The 19,520-nt window shown below is 60.6% G+C and carries 20 protein-coding genes; 7 read left to right on the top strand and 13 right to left on the bottom strand.

The genetic code is table 11. From position 1 onward, the window contains the following. Nucleotides 1-80: 80 nt before the first annotated feature. Nucleotides 81-614, bottom strand: coding sequence for a gluconokinase (locus tag J3P97_RS06025; protein WP_434569564.1), 534 nt, complete (start codon nt 612-614; stop codon nt 81-83). A gap of 216 nt (nt 615-830) precedes the next feature. On the opposite strand from J3P97_RS06025, the gene J3P97_RS06020 reads away from it, so the two are divergent. Next, nucleotides 831-1,862 (top strand): LacI family DNA-binding transcriptional regulator, encoded by a 1,032-nt coding sequence (locus J3P97_RS06020; protein WP_434602997.1) that lies wholly within the window; start codon nt 831-833, stop codon nt 1,860-1,862. A gap of 434 nt (nt 1,863-2,296) precedes the next feature. Next, a complete protein-coding gene (locus J3P97_RS06015) occupies nt 2,297-2,716 on the top strand; it encodes a GNAT family N-acetyltransferase (RefSeq protein WP_434673673.1) in 420 nt (139 codons plus the stop codon). A gap of 121 nt (nt 2,717-2,837) precedes the next feature. Here the strand turns inward: J3P97_RS06015 and def are convergent, their stop codons facing one another. From def to J3P97_RS06000, 3 genes are all read right to left on the bottom strand, one after another. Beyond that, nucleotides 2,838-3,377 carry a peptide deformylase gene (gene def / locus J3P97_RS06010; protein ID WP_434569567.1) on the bottom strand — a complete coding sequence of 180 codons (540 nt, stop codon included), beginning with the start codon at nt 3,375-3,377 and terminating at the stop codon, nt 2,838-2,840. Next, nucleotides 3,374-4,324, bottom strand: a complete 951-nt coding sequence (locus J3P97_RS06005) for a YihY/virulence factor BrkB family protein (protein ID WP_434569568.1) — start codon at nt 4,322-4,324, stop codon at nt 3,374-3,376. The genes def and J3P97_RS06005 overlap by 4 nt, the downstream gene beginning before the upstream one ends. A 171-nt stretch (nt 4,325-4,495) precedes the next feature. Further along, entirely contained in the window at nt 4,496-4,687 is a 192-nt protein-coding gene (locus tag J3P97_RS06000) for a CsbD family protein (RefSeq protein WP_305496312.1), read from the bottom strand. Between the two features lie 195 nt (nt 4,688-4,882). On the opposite strand from J3P97_RS06000, the gene J3P97_RS05995 reads away from it, so the two are divergent. Then, nucleotides 4,883-5,260, top strand: coding sequence for a hypothetical protein (locus J3P97_RS05995; protein WP_305496313.1), 378 nt, complete (start codon nt 4,883-4,885; stop codon nt 5,258-5,260). Nucleotides 5,261-5,348: 88 nt separating this feature from the next. On the opposite strand, the gene fadD1 is transcribed toward J3P97_RS05995, so the two are convergent. Both fadD1 and fadD2 read right to left on the bottom strand, forming a co-directional pair. Continuing rightward, nucleotides 5,349-7,040 carry a long-chain-fatty-acid--CoA ligase FadD1 gene (gene fadD1 / locus J3P97_RS05990; RefSeq protein WP_434602995.1) on the bottom strand — a complete coding sequence of 564 codons (1,692 nt, stop codon included), beginning with the start codon at nt 7,038-7,040 and terminating at the stop codon, nt 5,349-5,351. A 372-nt stretch (nt 7,041-7,412) separates the two neighbouring features. Then, complete coding sequence (gene fadD2, locus J3P97_RS05985) at nt 7,413-9,101, bottom strand: long-chain-fatty-acid--CoA ligase FadD2 (RefSeq protein WP_434569571.1); 1,689 nt, start codon at nt 9,099-9,101, stop codon at nt 7,413-7,415. Nucleotides 9,102-9,325: 224 nt separating this feature from the next. Between fadD2 and J3P97_RS05980 the strand changes: the two genes are divergently transcribed. Together J3P97_RS05980 and J3P97_RS05975 are read left to right on the top strand one after the other, a co-directional pair. Beyond that, entirely contained in the window at nt 9,326-10,270 is a 945-nt protein-coding gene (locus J3P97_RS05980; protein WP_434673672.1) for a lysophospholipase, read from the top strand. Nucleotides 10,271-10,310: 40 nt separating this feature from the next. Next, nucleotides 10,311-10,781, top strand: coding sequence for a MaoC family dehydratase (locus tag J3P97_RS05975; protein WP_003227420.1), 471 nt, complete (start codon nt 10,311-10,313; stop codon nt 10,779-10,781). Nucleotides 10,782-10,946: 165 nt separating this feature from the next. Here the strand turns inward: J3P97_RS05975 and J3P97_RS05970 are convergent, their stop codons facing one another. The 4 genes from J3P97_RS05970 to J3P97_RS05955 form a co-directional block, all read right to left on the bottom strand. Then, nucleotides 10,947-11,810, bottom strand: coding sequence for an efflux RND transporter periplasmic adaptor subunit (locus J3P97_RS05970; RefSeq protein WP_434602993.1), 864 nt, complete (start codon nt 11,808-11,810; stop codon nt 10,947-10,949). Between the two features lie 10 nt (nt 11,811-11,820). After that, a complete protein-coding gene (locus J3P97_RS05965; RefSeq protein ID WP_249873604.1) occupies nt 11,821-12,027 on the bottom strand; it encodes a DUF1656 domain-containing protein in 207 nt (68 codons plus the stop codon). Then, entirely contained in the window at nt 12,014-14,014 is a 2,001-nt protein-coding gene (locus J3P97_RS05960; RefSeq protein ID WP_434569574.1) for an FUSC family protein, read from the bottom strand. The genes J3P97_RS05965 and J3P97_RS05960 overlap by 14 nt, the downstream gene beginning before the upstream one ends. Nucleotides 14,015-14,216: 202 nt before the next feature. After that, nucleotides 14,217-14,681, bottom strand: coding sequence for a PA2169 family four-helix-bundle protein (locus J3P97_RS05955; protein WP_186709209.1), 465 nt, complete (start codon nt 14,679-14,681; stop codon nt 14,217-14,219). Nucleotides 14,682-14,887: 206 nt separating this feature from the next. On the opposite strand from J3P97_RS05955, the gene J3P97_RS05950 reads away from it, so the two are divergent. Then, a complete protein-coding gene (locus tag J3P97_RS05950) occupies nt 14,888-15,124 on the top strand; it encodes a DUF3820 family protein (RefSeq protein WP_305496320.1) in 237 nt (78 codons plus the stop codon). Nucleotides 15,125-15,140: 16 nt separating this feature from the next. After that, nucleotides 15,141-16,328: an aminotransferase class V-fold PLP-dependent enzyme gene (locus J3P97_RS05945; protein ID WP_434673671.1), complete on the top strand. Its 1,188-nt coding sequence runs from the start codon at nt 15,141-15,143 to the stop codon at nt 16,326-16,328. A 231-nt stretch (nt 16,329-16,559) separates the two neighbouring features. On the opposite strand, the gene J3P97_RS05940 is transcribed toward J3P97_RS05945, so the two are convergent. From J3P97_RS05940 to zwf, 3 genes are read right to left on the bottom strand one after another with little or no spacing between them, the layout of a single operon-like run. Beyond that, on the bottom strand, nt 16,560-17,225 hold the full coding sequence (locus J3P97_RS05940; RefSeq protein WP_283556083.1) for a bifunctional 4-hydroxy-2-oxoglutarate aldolase/2-dehydro-3-deoxy-phosphogluconate aldolase: 666 nt from the start codon (nt 17,223-17,225) through the stop codon (nt 16,560-16,562). A 17-nt stretch (nt 17,226-17,242) separates the two neighbouring features. Further along, nucleotides 17,243-17,956: a 6-phosphogluconolactonase gene (pgl, locus tag J3P97_RS05935; protein ID WP_434569576.1), complete on the bottom strand. Its 714-nt coding sequence runs from the start codon at nt 17,954-17,956 to the stop codon at nt 17,243-17,245. Beyond that, the gene (gene zwf / locus J3P97_RS05930; protein WP_305496323.1) at nt 17,943-19,415 is read right to left on the bottom strand and encodes a glucose-6-phosphate dehydrogenase; all 1,473 of its coding nucleotides are present in this window, start codon (nt 19,413-19,415) and stop codon (nt 17,943-17,945) included. The genes pgl and zwf overlap by 14 nt, the downstream gene beginning before the upstream one ends. Nucleotides 19,416-19,520: the final 105 nt, after the last annotated feature.

Here is a 19,520-nt window from a genome sequence, read left to right as displayed (position 1 = left end):
CTGATTTGTTGTTGTTATTGAAGCAGTTATTTTCAAGCCGTCGGGACAGCGCTATCTTTCTGACGCAAATTGTTCACGCTTCAGCTCGCAAGCTTCAGGCCGTGGGCCAGCCACCAGACGTAAGCCTGGCGGGCCAGTTCATCAACGCTGTGGCTGGACGCATCCAGAGCCAGGGTCAGGGGCTCGCCGACAGGAGATTCAAGGGTGGCAAACTGGCTGTCGATCAGGGTCGACGGCATGAAATGGCCCGGGCGATGGGACACGCGATCAGCGGCTACTTCCGGGGTCAATTCAAGAAATACGAAGCCCAGGCCCGGCAAGGCGCTGCGCAGGCGCTCGCGATAACTGTGCTTGAGGGCCGAGCAGGTCAGCACCGGGCGCGCGCCCATGGCGTCGACACGGCGCAACTCATCGCACAGGCTGTCGAGCCAGCCGGCACGGTCGTCGTCGTTCAGGGGGATACCGGCGCTCATCTTCTGGATGTTGGCCGCGGGGTGGAAAGTGTCGCCTTCAATGGCGCTGGCGCCGCTCAGTTGGCATAGGGCCTGGCTGACGCAGGTTTTGCCGCAACCGGCAACGCCCATGATGACCAGGGCGGTGATTGGATTATTCATGTAACACCTCAGCGCGCAGACAGCGCTACCTTTGCCAGTTATGACACCGCAGCAAAAGCAGAAGTTGCCGACGCCTTCTTGTCATTTTTGTGGTTGCAGCATGTACGTCCACGACGCCAGCGGAGAGGGGATCAGGCAAACCCTGCTCACGCATTTGCAGCCGCGCCGAGACAGCGCTACCTTAGTGCCTTGATTTTTGTTTGGCAAGCCGCCCTGATGACCGCCCCTAAAAACGATAAGAATACTCGCACCACCGGTCGCCCCACGCTCAACGAGGTCGCACGCCTGGCCGGGGTCAGCCCGATCACCGCCTCCCGTGCCCTTCGCGGCGTCAGCACCGTGGCCGTCGAGCTGGTGGACAAGGTCCGCCAGGCCGCCCTGGAACTCAACTACGTCGTCAACCCCGCCGCCCGCGCCCTGGCTTCGGCCCAGAGCCATTCGGTGGTGGTGCTGGTGCCATCGTTGTCGAACCTGTTGTTCATCGACACCCTCGAAGCCATTCATCGCGTGCTGCGGCCCAAGGGCTTCGAAGTGGTGATCGGCAATTACCATTATTCCCGCGATGAAGAAGAGGACCTGCTGCGCAACTACATGGCCTATCAGCCGCGAGGATTGTTGCTCACCGGGTTCGACCGCACCGAAAGCGCTCGACGGATGATCGAGGCCAGCAACATTCCCTGCGTGTACATGATGGAACTGGACCCGGGCGCCGGCCTCAACTGTGTGGGCTTCTCCCAGCTCAAGGCCGGCGAAACCGCTGCCGAACACCTGGTTTCCCGAGGCCGCAAGCGCCTGGCCTACATCGGCGCGCAACTGGACCAGCGCACGCTGTTGCGCGGCGAAGGTTTCCGGCGCGCATTACAGGAGGCCGGGCTCTACGACCCGGACCTGGAAATACTCACGCCGCGTCCGTCATCGGTGGGCCTGGGCGGCGAGTTGTTCCTGCAGTTGCTCGCCAGCCACCCGAACGTCGATGCGATCTTCTTCGGCAACGACGACCTGGCCCACGGCGCACTGCTCGAAGCGTTGCGCAGCGGTATCAGGATCCCCGAGCAGGTTTCGATCCTCGGTTTCAACGACCTTCCCGCCTCGGCCCACATGGTGCCGCGCTTGAGCAGCATCAGCACCCCGCGGGAAGCCATCGGCCGCCGTGCCGCTGAACAGATGCTCACCTTGATGGCTGGCAACCGCATCGCCCAGCCGGTGGTGGACCTGGGGTTCGAACTCAAGGTCCGCGAAAGCACCTGAGCGGCCCCGGCAGGATGCGGTCGAACCATGCCGACGAAGCGCATGCAGGACAAGTCGGCCATGGCGCAAATAGAGAAAAATCAGCAGAGCGAGAAAAAACCTGCCGAGAGCACCGTCCTCGTCACTCTCTGAATCTGGCAGCGTCTCGACATCACCTCAGCGGGTTGGGGCGGAGCGTTGCAACCTCCGCCTCAAACCTGCGACCAACCGAATCGACAGCGTTTCAATGACCGAACAGATTGACCTTCTTGGCTTTTTTGTCGGCGCGTTTTTCATCGGCGCTCTTCGCTGGTTTTTTCTTTGCCGCTTTTTTTGAATCCATGCTTTTGGCCATGATACGCACTCCACTCATACGGGATGTACCTCAGGTATACACCTATCCCTGCAGCCACGTTCTTTTATAATCGCCTCCCCCTCTTCGCCATGACCCAGCCATGTCCGAAATCCGTTATGCAGCGCTCGAAGAATCGCTTTGGCCGTTGATCAACAAATTTTATCGTGCCCACCAATCCTCGATGAAAGCCGTGCGCGACGCGCAACTCTGGGTGGCGCGGCGCGATGAAATCGTCGCGGCCCTGTGCCTGCGACCGGTGTCCGGTGGGTATTGGTTGACGGGGTTGTTCGTCGACCCGGCGTTCCGCGCGCAAGGCATCGCGGCGCGGTTGATAGAAAAGGCGGTGAAAGGCCTGGAGGCGCCGGTGTGGCTGTTCTGCCACCCTGACCTGCGCGGCTTCTATGAGCGACGCGGGTTCGACTTCGATCCGGAACTGCCTTATGCGATGGCTGAACGGCTGAGCCGGTATGCGCGGAGCAAGCCGATGATTGCGATGGGGTTGGTGCCTGCGCAATTCTGAACAACTACACATCCCATGTGGGAGCGAGCCTGCTCGCGAAGGCGATTGATTCAGTAGGTGATTTGGCTGATACACCGCGTTCGCGAGCAGGCTCGCTCCCACAGGTTCGGTGGGTGCGGTGTCAATCGTCGGCCGAGGGATCCAGCTCCGGAAACATCACCTCGGTGAAGCCGAACTTGCTGAAGTCGGTGATGCGCGATGGGTACAAGCGGCCGATCAGGTGATCACATTCATGCTGGACTACCCGCGCGTGGAAGCCTGAGGCGGTGCGCACGATCGGCTCGCCCTTCGGGTCGAAACCTTCATAGCGGATGTGCTGGTAGCGATCCACCGCACCGCGCAGCCCCGGCACCGACAGGCAGCCCTCGAAGCCCTCTTCCATCAGCGGGCTCAGCGGCGTGATCAACGGGTTGATCAGGATGGTCTGCGGCACCGCCTCGGCATCCGGGTAACGCTCGCTGTGCTCGAAGCCGAAGATCACCAGTTGCAGGTCGACGCCGATCTGCGGCGCCGCCAGGCCGACACCGCCGACACTTTCCATGGTCTGGAACATGTCATCGATCAATTGCCACAACTCGGGACTGTCGAACATTTCTGGCGGCACCGGCGGTGCGATGCGCAGCAGGCGTTCGTCGCCCATCTTCAGGATTTCGCGGATCATGGTCGGGCTTCGTCAGTGTGATTGTGAGGAATGGAATGGTCGCGCCCAAGGCCCGATACATGCTGTTTTTCATGCTCGCCGGGGCTCTTTTCGCCATGGTCCTTGCCTTCGGCGGACATGTGCTCGATCACCGCGTTCATCTCAGCGCCGAGCAACAGTACCGCCGCCGAGATATAGAAGTACAGCAACAGCACGATGATCGCGCCGATACTGCCATACATGGCGTTGTAGTCGGCGAATGTCTTGACGTAGAACGCGAAGCCCAGGGACGCGATGATCCAGACCACCACCGCCAATACCGAGCCCGGCGTGATGAAGCGAAACTCCTGTTTGACGTCGGGCATCACGTAATAGATCAGCGCCACCGCGACCATCAGCAAAAACACGATGACTGGCCAGCGCGCAAGCGTCCAGACGGTGACAATGAATTCCTCCAGCCCGATCTGGGCGGCAATCCAGCCCATCACCTGCGGCCCCAGCACCATCAGCGCCGCGGCGGCCAGGAGCATGCCCGCAATGCCGACGGTGTACAGGATCGACAGCGGAAAACGCTTCCAGGCCGGACGCCCTTCGACCACGTCATAAGCGGCATTCATGGCGCTCATCATCAGCCGCACGCCGGCCGACGCGGTCCACAACGCAATCACGATACCGACCGACAGCAGGCCCCCCTTGGACTGCTGGAGCTGGTCGATCACCGGGTTGACCTGCTCCAGCGCCTGCGGCGGCAGCACCAGTTCCGATTGCAGGCGCAGCCAGGAGAAAAAATCCGGCAGGTGCAGAAAACCGATCAGGGCTATCAGGAAAAGAATGAAGGGGAACAGCGAAAACAACATCTGGTAAGCCAGTGCGGAGGCGTACGTCGACATCTCGTCGTCGAGAAATTCGGTTACCGTGCGCATCATCACGCGGTGCAGGGGCAAGCCTTTCAAGGCCGGGAACATCATGTGCGTCTCCTTTCGCCGCAAAAAAGGAAGGTCGCCTGGCGACTCATCGGGTTATGCCAAGACAAAGTAACCTGTTGGCGACTTTGGAACAATTTCCCCCGGTGCAAGTTCGAGTCGACATGAAAACGGCCACCCGCAGATGACCGTTCCGATCACGTTTCAACTGATCGGTTACGCCTCGTCGACGCCTTTCTTGACGGCATCCTTGGCCTTGCCCACGTTTTGCTGGGCTTCACCCTTTTTCTCCTGGACCACGCCCTCGGCGCGCATGCGGTCGTTATCGGTGGCCTTGCCGACGCCTTGCTTGATGTTGCCGACGGCTTCGTTGGCAACGCCCTTCACTTTATCGCTCGTGCTACCCATGGTGTCTCTCCTGTGAATAACCGTAAGAAAAGTCATTACACAAGGGTTGACTGGGACCGTTTGCGGGGAGTTTCATTTTTTCTGCGGCTGATTTCGTCGGCGACTGCAGGTTGCGCTTTATGTTTGCCGATCAACCCCCGAGAATGCCCCACGTATTCAGGCTGCGACCTGAAGCTCCAATTCCGTAGGAACGTTATGAAACTCGATAAAAAGCAGGCCATCGCCCGCAGGAACCAGCAACTGGGCGGCGCCGTCCTGGGCGTCAACAATTGCCATTTCAGCGAACTGAACCGCAATCGCAACATCTTCTGGTTCGACATTCCGGTGGCCCGGCTGGCCATTGGTCAATACGAATGGATTCACCTGCTGCTGCACACCCCCGCCACCGATGAACTGCTGCACCTGAAAGTGCCGACGGTGTTCCTGCGGGAAAAACTGGAAGGCCTGGAAGTACGCAACCAGGGCAAACGCAAGGCGGCCCTGAGCCTGGAACTGAGTGCCGACAAGGATTCCTACCTGCAAGACATGCGGCCGGGTGGCACCAACCTGGATTTTGCGCAGTTTCGGTTGTAGCCCGATCGCCACAACGGCCGCCCCGCGCGAGGCCATAGCCTTGTAACAAAAAGCCCCGCATCAGCGGGGCTTTTCATTGGCGGCGGGTTTATTTCTTCAGCCCCAGCTTCTTCAGTTCTTCATCGCGCAACTCGCGCCGCAGTATCTTGCCCACGTTGGTGGTCGGCAATGCATCGCGGAACTCCACGGCCTTGGGCACTTTGTAGCCAGTGACGTTGGCGCGCATGTGCTCCATCACCTGTTCCTTGGTGAGCGTGGCCCCTGGACGCACGACGATGAAAATCTTGATCGCCTCGCCGGATTTTTCATCCGGTACACCGATCGCCGCGCACTGCAGCACACCCGGCAGGGTGGCCAGTACGTCTTCCAGTTCGTTGGGGTAAACGTTGAAGCCGGAGATCAGGATCATGTCCTTCTTGCGATCGACGATGCGCATGTAGCCGTCCGGCTGGATCAGCGCGATATCACCGGTCTTGAGCCAGCCTTCACCGTCGAGGATCTCGTCGGTGGCCTCCTGGCGCTGCCAGTAGCCCTTCATCACTTGCGGACCTTTCACACACAATTCGCCGATTTCACCGAGTGGCAATTCGACGCCCGCGTCATTGATGACCTTGCACAGCGTCGATGGCACCGGAATGCCGATGGTGCCGACCTGGATGTGCTGGATCGGGTTGACGGTAGCCACCGGGCTGGTCTCGGTCATGCCGTAGCCTTCGCAGATCGGGCAGCCGGTGACCGCCTTCCAGCGCTCGGCCGCTGCCAGTTGCAGCGCCATGCCACCGGACAAGGTCACCTTCAGTGCCGAGAAGTCCAGCTTGCGGAAGGCTTCGTTATTGCACAGGGCCACGAATAACGTGTTGAGGCCGACAAAACCGCTGAACTTCCACTTCGACAGTTCCTTGACCATCGCCGACAAGTCGCGCGGGTTGCTGATCAGGATGTTGTGGTTGCCGATCAGCATCATCGCCATGCAATGAAAGGTGAACGCATAGATGTGGTACAGCGGCAGCGGCGTGATCAACACTTCGCAGCCTTCATTGAGGTTGGAGCCCATCAATGCCTTGCACTGCAACATGTTCGCCACCAGGTTGCGATGGGTCAGCATCGCGCCCTTGGCCACGCCAGTGGTGCCACCGGTGTATTGCAGAACGGCCACGTCATCGCTGGTGGGGTTGGCTTCGTTCACCGGTTGGCCGTGGCCCTTGCTCAACACGTCGTTGAACTTGATGGCCTTGGGCAAATGGTAAGCTGGGACCATCTTCTTGACGTACTTGATCACACTGTTGATCAGCAGGCGCTTGAGCGGCGGCAGCAGGTCGGCGACTTCGGTGACAATGACGTGCTTGACGCTGGTCCTGGGCACCACGTTCTCGGCCAGGTGCGCCATGTTGGCCAGGCACACCAGCGCCTTGGCGCCGGAGTCGTTGAACTGGTGTTCCATCTCCCGCGCGGTGTACAGCGGGTTGGTGTTGACCACGATGAGCCCGGCGCGGATCGCGCCGAAAACGGCCACCGGATACTGGAGAACGTTGGGCAGCTGCACGGCGATTCGATCGCCCGGCTGCAAATCGGTATGCTGTTGCAGGTACGCGGCAAAGGCACCGGACAATTCGTAGAGTTCACCGTAGGTGATCGTCTTGCCGAGGTTGCTGAATGCCGGCTTGTCGGCGAAGCGTTGGCAGGACTGCTTCAACACCGCCTGAATATTCGGATACTCGTCTGGATTGATGTCGGCAGCAATCCCAGCTGGGTACTTATCCTTCCAAAAGTCTTCAATCATGGAAGCCCACTCCTCAGCAACGCGAATTCTTCACCGCATTTGATGCGATTATTATTGGTGTGTGTTTTGTTGGTGAATCTGGCTTGAATCAAGGCCGAGAAGTCACAAAAGCGCGCCGAGAGTAGCAGCTTTGCCAAGGGTCGACTAGAGCCAAAAATGGGCCCTACAGTCACAAATCCGACTCAAGAAAATCTAATGGTCATTTTTAGAGTAAAAATTCTAAGACCGCGTGATTGCATCGACATATAACAACTGTGGGAGCGAGCTTGCTCGCGATAGCGTTGGATCAGCCAACATCTCTGTCACTGATCTAACGCTATCGCGAGCAAGCTCGCTCCCACAGGGTCAGGGGTTTCCATTGAGGCAAGCGCCTCAGGCGATATCGCGCAGCTCCCGCCGCAGGATCTTGCCCACCGGCGTCATCGGCAGCGAGTCACGCAATACGATGTGCTTGGGGATCTTGTAGCCGGTGAAGTTCTCCTTGCAGTAGGCCTTGAGTTCTTCAAGGCTGACGCCCGCCTCACGGGCCACCACGAACAGTTTCACCGCCTCCCCCGAACGCTCGTCCGGCACGCCGATGACCGCGCAACTGGCGACTTTCGGGTGAGCCATGACCACGTCCTCGATCTCGTTGGGATACACATTGAAACCCGAGACAATGATCATGTCTTTCTTGCGGTCGACGATGCGCACAAACCCGTCGGGATCGATCACCGCGATATCGCCGGACTTGAACCAGCCTTCGCTGTCCAGCACTTCGGCGGTCGCCTCGGGCTTGTTCCAGTAGCCCTTCATGATCTGTGGGCCCTTGATGCACAGCTCGCCGCGCTCGCCCAGGGGCAGTTCGACGCCGTCGTCGTTGATGACCTTCATCAGCGTACCCGGCACCGGCAGCCCCACCGTACCCAGGCGCGACTTGCCGCCGTAAGGGTTGGCACTGGCCACCGGCGAGGTTTCCGTCAGGCCGTAGCCCTCGGTGATGCCACAGCCGGTGAGCTGCTTCCAGCGTTCGGCCGTGGCCTTGACCAGCGCGGTGCCGCCTGAGTTGGTGACCTTGAGGTTGGAAAAATCCAGCGTCTTGAAATCAGGATGGTCCATCAGCGCCACGAACAGCGTGTTGAGCCCCAGCAACAGCGAGAACCGCCAGTTCTTCAGCTCCTTGATGAAGCCACCGATGTCCCGGGGATTGGTGATCAACACGTTGTGGTTGCCCGTGACCATCATGCACATGCAGTTCGCCGTGAACGCATAGATATGGTAAAGCGGCAACGGCGCGATCATGACTTCCTGGCCCTCGCGCAACAGCGGCTGGCCGTCATCGCCGATCTGCCCCAGGCACGCCCGGGCCTGCTGCATGTTGGCGACCAGGTTGCCGTGGGTCAGCATCGCGCCTTTTGCCAGCCCCGTGGTGCCACCGGTGTATTGCAGCACGGCAATGTCATCGAGGCTGACGTTCAGGGGCTTGATGCCCTGGCCTCGCCCGAGGCGCAAGGCGCTCTTGAAGGAAATCGCCTGGGGCAGCGAATAGGCCGGGACCATTTTCTTGACCTTGCTGACCAGCGTATTCACCAGCCAGCCTTTGGCGGTGGGCATCAGGTCGCCCATCTTCGCTTCGATCAGAAATTGCAGGTCGGTGTCGGGCAGCACTTCCTGGACCTTCTGCCCGAACAGGTTCATGTACACCAGCGCCCGGGCACCGGAATCCTTGAACTGATGACGCATTTCCCGCGGGGTGTACAGCGGGTTGGTATTGACCACGACCAGGCCGGCGCGCAGGGCACCGAAGACGGCGATCGGGTATTGCAGGACGTTGGGCATCTGCACGGCGATGCGATCGCCCGGCGCCAGGTCGGTATTGGCTTGCAGATAACCGGCAAAGGCCGCGCTGTAGCGCTCCAGCTCGGCGTAGGTGAGGGTCACCCCCATGTTGCTGTAGGCCGGACGGTCGGCAAATTTCTTGCAGGAACGCTCGAACACCTCGACAACCGACTTGTAGGCACCCAGGTCGATGTCCGAGGGCACGCCGGTCGGGCGTTTGTCATTCCAGAAATCAGGCTGCATTGTTTTTGTCCTCTCTACCTGAACGTATCCGGGACCGCTTGCGTATCGCTTGCACAGCGGAGCTCCTCGGACACTAGCAGCTATGGCCAATCAGGCAAATATGGCAACTTGCGTCATAGATCGTGTGAATCTTCCTCCCTTGCCGTGACCTGATCAGGCGAGACGCGACGGATGCGCTATACAATGCAGCGACGCTGCGTCTGACTTTGTGCAAAGGAACCGCCATGATCCACCAAACGTTCTGGCTGACCGCGACCGATCACAGGCGCATCTTCGTCAACCAATGGTTGCCCGAAACCGCCCCGCAGGCCGTGCTCATGCTGGCCCACGGCATGGCCGAACACAGCGCTCGTTATGGGCGCCTGGCCCAGGCGTTGTGCGATGAAGGTTATGGTGTCTACGCACCGGACCTGCGCGGCCACGGCAAGACCGGCGAGGAAACAGTCCTGGGGCATTTTGCCGACGAGGACGGCTGGGCCAAGGTGGTCGGCGATCTCGCGAGCCTCAATCAGCACATCGGCCAGCAACATCCAGAAATACCAATTCTCCTGCTGGGCCATAGCATGGGCAGCTATATCGCCCAGGGTTACCTGCTGCACCACAGCGCCAGCCTGCACGGGGCGATTCTCAGCGGCTCGAATTTCCAGCCCGTGGCGCTGTACCGCGCGGCGCGCCTGATCGCCCGCCTCGAACGTCGACGCCAGGGAGCCACGGGGCGTAGCGCGCTCATCGAGTGGCTGTCATTCGGCAGTTTCAACAAGAAATTCAAACCGGCGCGCACGCCCTTCGACTGGCTCAGTCGCGACCCGACCGAAGTGGACAAATACGTCCAGGACCCGCTGTGCGGCTTTCGTTGTACCAATCAGCTGTGGATCGACCTCCTCGGCGGCTTGCAGCAGATCAGCAAAGCGTCCAATCTCGCGCAGATCGATCCGGGCCTGCCGTTGCTGGTGATTGGCGGCGAATGTGATCCGGTGAGCGAAGGCAAGCGTCTGAAAGATCTGGCCGATGCCCTGCGCGACGCCGGCAATCAACATCTGCAATTGACGATCTACCCGCAGGCCCGGCACGAACTGTTCAATGAAACCAACCGCGATGAAGTGACGGCCGACGTGCTGGCCTGGATTGCCCAGGCGCTGAGCCATCAGCGGCCGCCACGCAGCGAGTAGGTTCGCAGCGTTTTTCCTTTACCTGTTACAGGATCCAGACATGACCCAGGTTACCAACATCCCTTACGAAGCCCTCGAAGTCGGCCAGACCGCCAGCTACAGCAAGACCGTCGAAGAGCGCGATATCCAGCTGTTCGCCGCCATGTCCGGCGATCACAACCCGGTGCACCTGGACGCCGAATTCGCCGCCGCCAGCATGTTCAAGGAACGCATCGCCCATGGCATGTTCAGCGGTGCGCTGATCAGCGCGGCGGTGGCGTGCGAGCTGCCTGGGCCGGGCACCATCTATATCGGCCAGCAGATGAGCTTTCAGAAACCGGTGAAGATTGGCGACACCCTGACCGTGCGCCTGGAAATCCTCGAGAAACTGCCGAAGTTCCGCGTGCGCATCGCCACGCGCGTGTTCAATCAGCGCGATGAACTGGTGGTGGACGGCGAGGCCGAGATCCTGGCTCCGCGCAAGCAGCAGACTGTTACGTTGCCGACGTTGCCGGCGATCAGCATCGGCTGATGATCATGATTCCCCGTGGCGAGGGAGCTTGCTCCCGCTGGGGTGCGAAGCGCCCCTGAGAAAAGCCCACCGCGTTTAATCTGATTAACCGTGATGTTCTTTTTACGACTGCTTCGCAGCCGAGCGGGAGCAAGCTCCCTCGCCACGGAGTCCGCAGTGCGACGGCTATTGCAGCCGCTCTTGCACCTGCACACTCGCCGTCATCCCCGCGCTCAGGCTCACCCCTTCCGGCACTTTGTCGAGCTTGATCCGCACCGGGATCCGCTGGGCCAGGCGTACCCAGTTGAAGGTCGGTTCGACCTCTGCCAGCAATTGCGCATCGGGGTTGGTGTTGCGGTCGGTGATACCGCGGCTGATGCTTTCCACATGGCCGTCTAGCGCATGGTCGGCGCTCATCAACCAGACCTTGACCGGATCGCCCACGCGGATCCTCGGCAGTTTGGTTTCCTCGAAATAGGCCTGCACGTAGAACGTCGAATCATCGATCAGCGCCATCACCGGTTGCCCGGCGTTGACGTAGTTGCCTTCGGCCAGGCGCAGATTGGTGATATGACCACTGCGTGGGGCCAGGACCTGGCTGCGGGCCAGGTTCAGCTCGGCGACCTTGGCCTGGGCCTGGGCCTCGCGCAGTTCGCCACGGGCAATGCCGGCATTGATCTGGGCATTTTCCCGCAGCTCGGCGCTGATCGCCTGAGGCCCCAGGGCGGCGCGGCGGCTGGCTTCGTGCTCACGCAGGCTCAGCTGCTGCTGACGGGTCTGGACCACCGCGCGAGCCTTTTCCAGCGCGGCCTCGAAGCGTTCGCGGTCGATGCTCAACAACAGGTCGCCAGCCTTGACCTGCTGGTTGTCCACGGCCTTGAGTTCGCGCACCCAACCGGATACGTCAGGGGCGACCACCACCACGTCGGCACGGATTCGCGCATCCCGGGTCCAGGGCGTGAGCATGTAGTACTGCCACAGATGAAACCCGGCGAAGATCGCCACGGCCACCACGCCCAGCGTGACGGCGACACGTACGGGTGTACGCATGTTCAGCTCCTTATAACGGTCCGAGGACCAGGGTAATGACAGTCAGGACACAGACGTACAGGGCGCAGTCGAACAAGGCTTCATGCCAGATCCAGCGCCCGACCGGCAACAGGCCGAGCAACAGGCGCAGCGCCCCGGTTGCCAGCAAGGCCAGGACCACATAAATCAGGAACGGGCTGAGCAGCACCCCGCCAATCGACCATTCACGCAAGCCCATGGCTATGTTTCCCTTCTTCGGATTCGTGCTGGCGGCACCAGGCGCGCCAGCTGTTCTGCAATTGCACCACCGCGCCTTGGGCGAGCTTCAGCGCATCGCTGGACGGTTGCTGCGACAGCACCCGCAGATATTCGTCGCTTGCCTGGGCCAAAGCCTCGGCCTGATCGCCGCCGGGGCCGCGTTCCAGCGCCTGCTCCAGGGTTTCGAAATATTCGCGCTGGGCCGGGCTGTCGGGTATCTGGGCGACGGCCAGGCTCAGGCGCAGATGCAGCAACTCGTCACCGACGTCCAGGCCCAGCAAGCCGTCGTCCCAACGGCTGCGCGCCGGCACCGGCAGCTCGGGATAATGCCGCGCCAGTTGCAGCAGCCGGTCAGCCATGCGGCCACCGAACCAGCTTTCAGCACCACGCAGATTGCGATGGGTCAGCCTGACCAGATCGTCCAGCGTCGCGGCCAGCAGCCGACGGCTATGCCAGGCCGGGTTGCGCAGGATCAGCAGCTTGAACGCCAGCACCGCCGCGCCGACGCCGATCATCATCGCCTGGGCGTTGTTGAAAAATGCCGAAACGTCGTACTTCATCGCATTGAGCGGCGAGACCAGCACCACAAAGTGCAGGCAGAACGAGGTGGCCGTGGCGTAGAGCGGCGGCTTGGCCATGCACAGCGCCCCCAGGAACAACGGCACGCCCATGGCCATGCACAGCATGGCGAAACTGCTCCATTGCGGCAGGAAAATCTCGCCAATAACAAACGCCGTCGGCACTGCGAGGAAAATACCCCGCAGGAAACTCATGCCGATCTGCGCACCGTTTTCGCGGCTGGCAAACAGGCTGCACACCACGCAGGTGAGCAACAGCGCACCGGATGCGGCGGGCCAGGCGGTCGCCAGCCAGAAACAGGCTACTGCCAGGAATGCCAGGGCGCTGCGGGCCCCGAATACCATGGCCAGGGACAGATCACGGTGCGGCGCCAGCGTGCGCGGCGGATCGGCGGCGGCCCTGCCCTCCTGCACGGCCGCGAGCGCGGCACAGGCAGCCAGGGCGGTATCGAGCAACAAGGCGAAACGAGCCAGGCAGTAACTTTGCGCCGAGCTGATCCGCAGGTCATGAGAGGCATCCAGAACCCGAGGCCGCAGGGCCTGGAGCGTCGCGCTGTCTGCAGCGAGCGCCTGCTGCACCTCGTCCATCCACGGCTGGAGCGCTTCGGCTTCCTGAGGTTCGAGTTGTTTCCACTGCCGACGCACCGAACGGGAAATACGCAACAGCATCAGCAGTTTCTGGCTCAAGCCGCTGATGGCCCGGGCGCGCTGGCGGCCCAGGCTGCCTTCGAACCAGGCGTGTTCGCGCTGGGCATCCACCGCAACGATCTTGCCGAGGATTTCGAGCAAGCCTTTGCGCGCCTGGGCATCGCCGGCCAACGTTGCACGCGCCGCCTGCATGCCGCTCTGCCAGGCGGCACGGGCCTGATCCGCCAGTTGTCGTTCGACCCGCAACGGCCAGAGCAAGGCACTGGCCGCCGTGGCGCAGGTAATGCCCAGGCTGATCTCGGTGCACCGCGCCACGGCCTGGTCGAAGACCCCAAGTGGATGGGAAAGGGCCGGCAAGGCAATGATCGCCACCGTGTAGCCAGCCAGCACGAAAGAATACGACCAGGCGCTGCGCAACAGCGTCGAACAGCCCGTGCACACACCCAGCCACAGCGCCAGCGCCAGCAAGAACAACCACGGTGCCTGGGCGAATAATCCCATGAACACCACCGACATGATCGTCCCCACCAAAGTACCGACCAAACGCGCCAGGCCCTTCTGTACCACCATGCCGGACAGCGGCTGGGCGACGATGAACGCCGTCATCAATGCCCACGACGGCTGCTCCAGGCCCCAGCGCAACGCCAGCCACAACGCCAGGCCGCCGCCGAGCACGGTTTTGATGGCGAACTGCACGGCGAGGCGGTCAGGGGCGAACAAGGCCTGGAAGGTAATGGGCACGGAAAACTCTTCTGGGGACCGAGGTAATGAACGTAGTCACGAACGTAATAACGATAGATCGCCCGAGGGGCAGCGCAATTATTAGCTAGCTACCTATTCGAGTCCAGAGCAGATTATTGACGGATCTGACAAACACTCTTGCGGTTTCGAGCCCATAAAAAAACGCCAGCAAGCTGGCGTTTTTTTGCGTCACAGGCATGTGTCAGCTGGCACGCGCCTGGTTACGCAGCGCCTTGACCTGGTCGTGGTTGCGTTGCACGCCGTGGTACTGACGCTCAACCAGGTCACGAATACCTACCAGGTTGTGCTTGTTGATCTTCTCGATGGCTTCCTTGTAAGCCTTGAGTGCATGGTCTTCGCCGCGTTCGGCTTCGTTGAGGACCGCCTCTTCATCCTTGCCGGTAAACATCGATTTTACGTCTACCCAACGACGGTGCAGGTCGCCAGCGACGCTGGTGGAGGTTTCCGGATCGCCGCCCAACGAACGCACAGCGGCTTGCAGCTCGGCCGCGGCAGTTGCGCAATCGGCCGCGCGTTTAACGAACAGGGCCTTGAGTTCTGGATGCTTGATGTCTTCAGCGCAGGTCTTGAATCCTTCCTGGCCATCCTTGCTGGTCTCGATCAGGTCGTTCAAGACAGAGATGGATTCTTTATTGATGTCAGTCATTTTTCAGTTCCTTTGCTTGGTGAATAAAAACCTGCAAGGAATATTGCATTGGCCGTGCCAGCCAAAAACAACAATAAAAATACTTTAGATTCAATAAGTTACAAAATACCCAAAAATCTGTATCCGCGTTATTTGCATGATCTGTCATTTGGCCTGCATGCAGAATGCCTGTATTTTGCCGATGGTTCCTATCAAGACAAATCGCCATGAATCCGCAAAAGCTTGAACTGCTGGTGACGCGCCAGATGCCCTTCGGCAAATACAAGGGCCGAATCCTCGCCGACCTGCCGGGCCAGTACCTTAACTGGTTTGCCCGGGAGGGTTTTCCCCACGGAGAATTGGGCGCTTTGCTGGCGCTGATGCAGGAGATCGACCACAACGGTCTGTCGGACCTGCTGGATCCGCTGCGCGCCAAACACGGCCTGCCCAAACCACGCCATTGACCGACTGAATCCGCCCATGCCCGAAAACACCCTGCGCGCCCATGACGAAGCTTTCTGGCAGACCTTCGTCGACCGCTACGACGTCGAGCCCGAGGGCCCGCTCAACCTGGAAAACGGCTACTTCGGGCGGATGTCGCGTACCGTGGTCGAGGAGTACCAGCGCAACATCGAATTCGTCAATCGCAGCAACTCGGTGTACGTGCGTCAGCATTTCGACCGGGAGCACAGCGAGGCCATCCGCCGGCAGGTAGCGCAACTGATTCACGTCCCCTCCTCTACCGTGGCGCTGGCCACCAGCGCGGTGGACGCCCTGCAGACGCTGATTCGCAATTACAACGGCCTCAAGCCTGGCGACCAGGTGCTGATAAGCGACGTCGAGTACGAGTCAGTCAAAAGCGCGATGCGCTGGCTGGCTCGCCAGCGAGGGGCGCAGATCATCGAGCTGGTGCACCCGCATCCCGCCAGTTTCGAAAGCCTGGTAGGCACCTATCGGGAAACCTTCATTCGTTACCCGCGCCTCAAGCTGATGGCGCTGACTTACGTCAACCACCTGACCGGCCTCGTCATGCCGATCAAGGCGATTGCCGAGGCGGCGCGGGAGTTCGATGTCGACATCATTCTCGACGGCGCGCACGCCCTGGGTCAGATCGAGTTCAATCTGAAGAAGCTGGGTATCCAGTTTGCCGGTTTCAACTTGCAGAAGTGGATTGGCGGCCCGCTGGCCCTGGGCTTTCTCTATATCGCTCCAGAGCGGCTGGTCGACATCGATCCGGACATGGACGAAACCAATTACCCCGCCACCGATGTGCGCTCACGCACACCCCACAGCACGCCCAACATCCCTGCCCTGCTGACGCTGCCATTGGTCTTTGAAGAACACCGCACCCTGGGCGGCGCATCGGCCAAAGGTGCCCGGCTCTGCTACTTGCGGGACCTGTGGGTGAACGCCGTGCGGGATGTGCCCGGCATCGAAGTCATGACTCCGGACGACCGGCGGCTCTATTGCGGCATCACCTCGATGCGCTTCACCGCCCACTCCGATCAGCAAGTCATGGCCGATCGGCTGCTGAAAGAACATGGGATTTTTACCGTGGTGCGCAAGACCAGCGTCGGCCCGTGCATCCGCATCACGCCTGGGTTGATTACCTTGGCACGGGATATCGAGCGGTTGACCGAGGCGCTTATCCACCTGAGCAACACATAACCCGTGGCGAGGGAGCTTGCTCCCGCTGGGCTGCGCAGCAGCCCCTTGAACTATCACCTCGGTGAGTCAGGCCAATCTCGTTCGTGCTGATTGGGGCTGTTTCACAGCCCAGCGGGAGCAAGCTCCCTCGCCACGGGGATGCGCAGTGAAACAACAGGCAAAAAAAAAAACGGTGCGCCGACCAAGCGCACCGTAAAGCCGTAGAACACACAACGAAGTTCGGTAAGACAATCAGTCCAGCAGCGCCAGGGCCTCGGCGGTGCACTCCTGGATGCGGGCCCAGTCGCCGTTCTTGATCCACTCCGGATCCAGCATCCAGCTGCCGCCCACGCACATCACGTTTTTCAACGCCATGTAGCTCTTGATATTGGCCGGACTGACGCCGCCAGTCGGGCAGAATTTCACTTCGCCGAAGGGGCCGCCCAGGGCCTTGATGGCAGCCACGCCACCGCTGACTTCCGCCGGGAACAACTTGAAGCGGCGATAGCCCAGCCCGTAGCCTTCCATGATGCCCGAGGCATTGCTGATCCCCGGCAACAACGGAATCGGGCTCTGGACGCTAGCCTCCAGCAAGTCGCGAGTAATACCCGGCGTCACGATGAATTGCGAACCGGCGGCCTCGGCGGCGGCCAGCATATGGCGATCGAGCACCGTGCCAGCGCCGGTCACCAGTTCCGGACGCTGCTCGCGCAGCACCTGGATGGCCTTGAGGCCGTATTGCGAGCGCAAGGTCACTTCCAGCGCCGTCAGGCCACCGGCGGCCAGGGCATCGGCCAGCGGCAGGATGTCCTGCTCACGGGCAATGGTGATCACCGGCAAGATCCGCGCCTTGGCGCAGAGGCTGTCGATCAGCGTTACTTTGTCCGCCATGGAAACGGTCGGGGATGGGTTTGTCATAGCGGCTGATCCTTGGTTCATGGGCACCAGTAAATCTCTAACGTAGGTTGCAAAAACGCGCGGATCGGCATTTCGGCGACGTTGTCACCGGCCGTCGCGGCGTTCAGGGTGGTCAACTTCGATTGACCGGAAATCGACAGCACCTTATGCCTGGCCGAAGCCAGCAACGCGCGGCTCATGGTCAGGCGCTGGTGCGGGACGGTTGGCGCGAGCATCGGCCAGCAACGGCGAGCGCCCTTTTCATCCAGGGCCTCGGCCAGGTTCGGGCTGTCGGGAAACAGCGAGGCGGTATGCCCGTCGTCCCCCATGCCTAGTACCAGCACATCAATCGGCGGCAGCTCGGCCAACAGACGATCCGCCTGTTCGGCCGCGGCCTCCAGGTTGGCGCTGGCGCTGTACAGGCTCAGGAACTGCGCCTTGGCCGCCGCGCCCTGAAGCAGGTAACGCTTGAGCAGACCGGCATTGCTGTCGGCGTGTTCTACCGGCACCCAGCGCTCATCGGCCAGGCTCACCACCACCTTTGACCAGTCCAGCGTCTGCTTGGACAGGTTCTGGAAAAATGCCACCGGGCTACGACCGCCAGACACCACCAAAGTCGCCGCACCGCGAGTGTCGATTGCCGCGCGCAACTGCTGCGCCACGTTCAGCGCGAGGTTTTCCGCCAGCAGCACCGGGCTCTTGAACTCAAGGGCCGTGACGCCCTCGGGCAGTTTCAATTCAGATATCGCCATACCATGACCTCCCATCCCGCGTGATCAGTGCGATGGAGCTCATCGGTCCCCATGACCCGGCGGCATACGGCTTGGGCGCATCACCGGACTTTTTCCAGCCGGCAATCAGCTGGTCGCACCACGTCCACGCGGCTTCGATTTCATCTTTACGGACAAACAGGTTCTGATTGCCATTCATGACCTCCAGCAACAACCGCTCGTAGGCATCGGGAATCCGCGCGCTGCGATAGGTGTCGGAGAAGTTCAGTTGCAGCGGACCGCTGCGCAATTGCATGCCCTTGTCCAGGCCTTGCTCCTTGGTCATCACGCGCAAGGAAATGCCTTCGTCCGGTTGCAGGCGGATGATCAGTTTGTTGCTGATCTGCAGACGCTGCTCGGGGGCGAAGATGTAGTGGGACGGTTCCTTGAAGTGAATCACGATCTGCGACAGCTTCTGCGGCATGCGCTTGCCGGTACGCAGGTAAAACGGAACACCGGCCCAGCGCCAGTTGCGAATGTCGGCGCGCAGGGCGACGAACGTCTCGGTGTCGCTCTGGGTATTGGAATTGGGTTCTTCCAGGTAGCCGGGGACGGCCTTGCCTTCACTGTGGCCGGCGATGTACTGGCCGCGCACCACTTGTGTGGTCAAGCCTTCCGGGCTGATCGGTGCGAGGGCCTTGAGCACCTTGACCTTCTCGTCACGGATGCTGTCGGCCGACAGGTCGGCCGGCGGGTCCATGGCGATCAGACACAGCAACTGGAGCAAGTGGTTCTGGATCATGTCGCGCAGTTGCCCGGCCTTGTCGAAATAGCCCCAGCGGCCTTCAATGCCGACCTTCTCGGCCACGGTAATTTCCACGTGGGAGATGTAATTCTGGTTCCACTGGGTTTCGAACAGGCTGTTGGCGAAACGCAACGCGATCAGGTTCTGGACCGTTTCCTTGCCCAGGTAATGGTCGATACGGTAAGTGCGGTTCTCCGGGAAGAACTGCGCCACGGCGTCGTTGACCTTGCGTGACGATTCCAGGTCCGAACCGATGGGTTTTTCCAATACGACGCGGGTGTTCTCGCTCAAGCCGACTTTCGCCAGGTTCTCGCAGATCGCGCCGTAGACCGCCGCCGGCGTGGCGAAATAGGCGATGACTTGCTGCTGGGCCTGGCCGACCTGCTCGGCGAGCGCGACGTAATCGTCAGCCTTGAGAAAATCCACATGCAGATACGTCAGCCGCGCCAGGAAGCGCTCGATCACGGTTTCGTCGAGGTCTTTTTCGCCCACATAGCGACGCAGCTCGGTCGCGATGAACGTCAGGTGCTGCTGTTCGCTACCAGGCTCGCGGGCCAGCGCGAAGATTCGCGTGTCCTCATGCAACAGGCCGGCACCGTCGAGCTGATAAAGGGCAGGAAACAGCTTGCGCAACGCCAGGTCGCCCAAGGCGCCGAACAAGGCGAAGGTGCACGGTTCAACCGTAATCGAATGCATGATGTTTGTTCTTTTATCAAGTTAAACTACAAATACCTTTTTTCAAGGTATCACTCAAGGAAAAATGTAGTAATAACCACAACATTTTTCGAAAATACCGATTCC

It is taken from the genome of Pseudomonas sp. R1-15, assembly GCF_051132085.1.
Classification (GTDB): domain Bacteria; phylum Pseudomonadota; class Gammaproteobacteria; order Pseudomonadales; family Pseudomonadaceae; genus Aquipseudomonas.
This window is presented reverse-complemented; position numbering and strand designations above follow the sequence as displayed.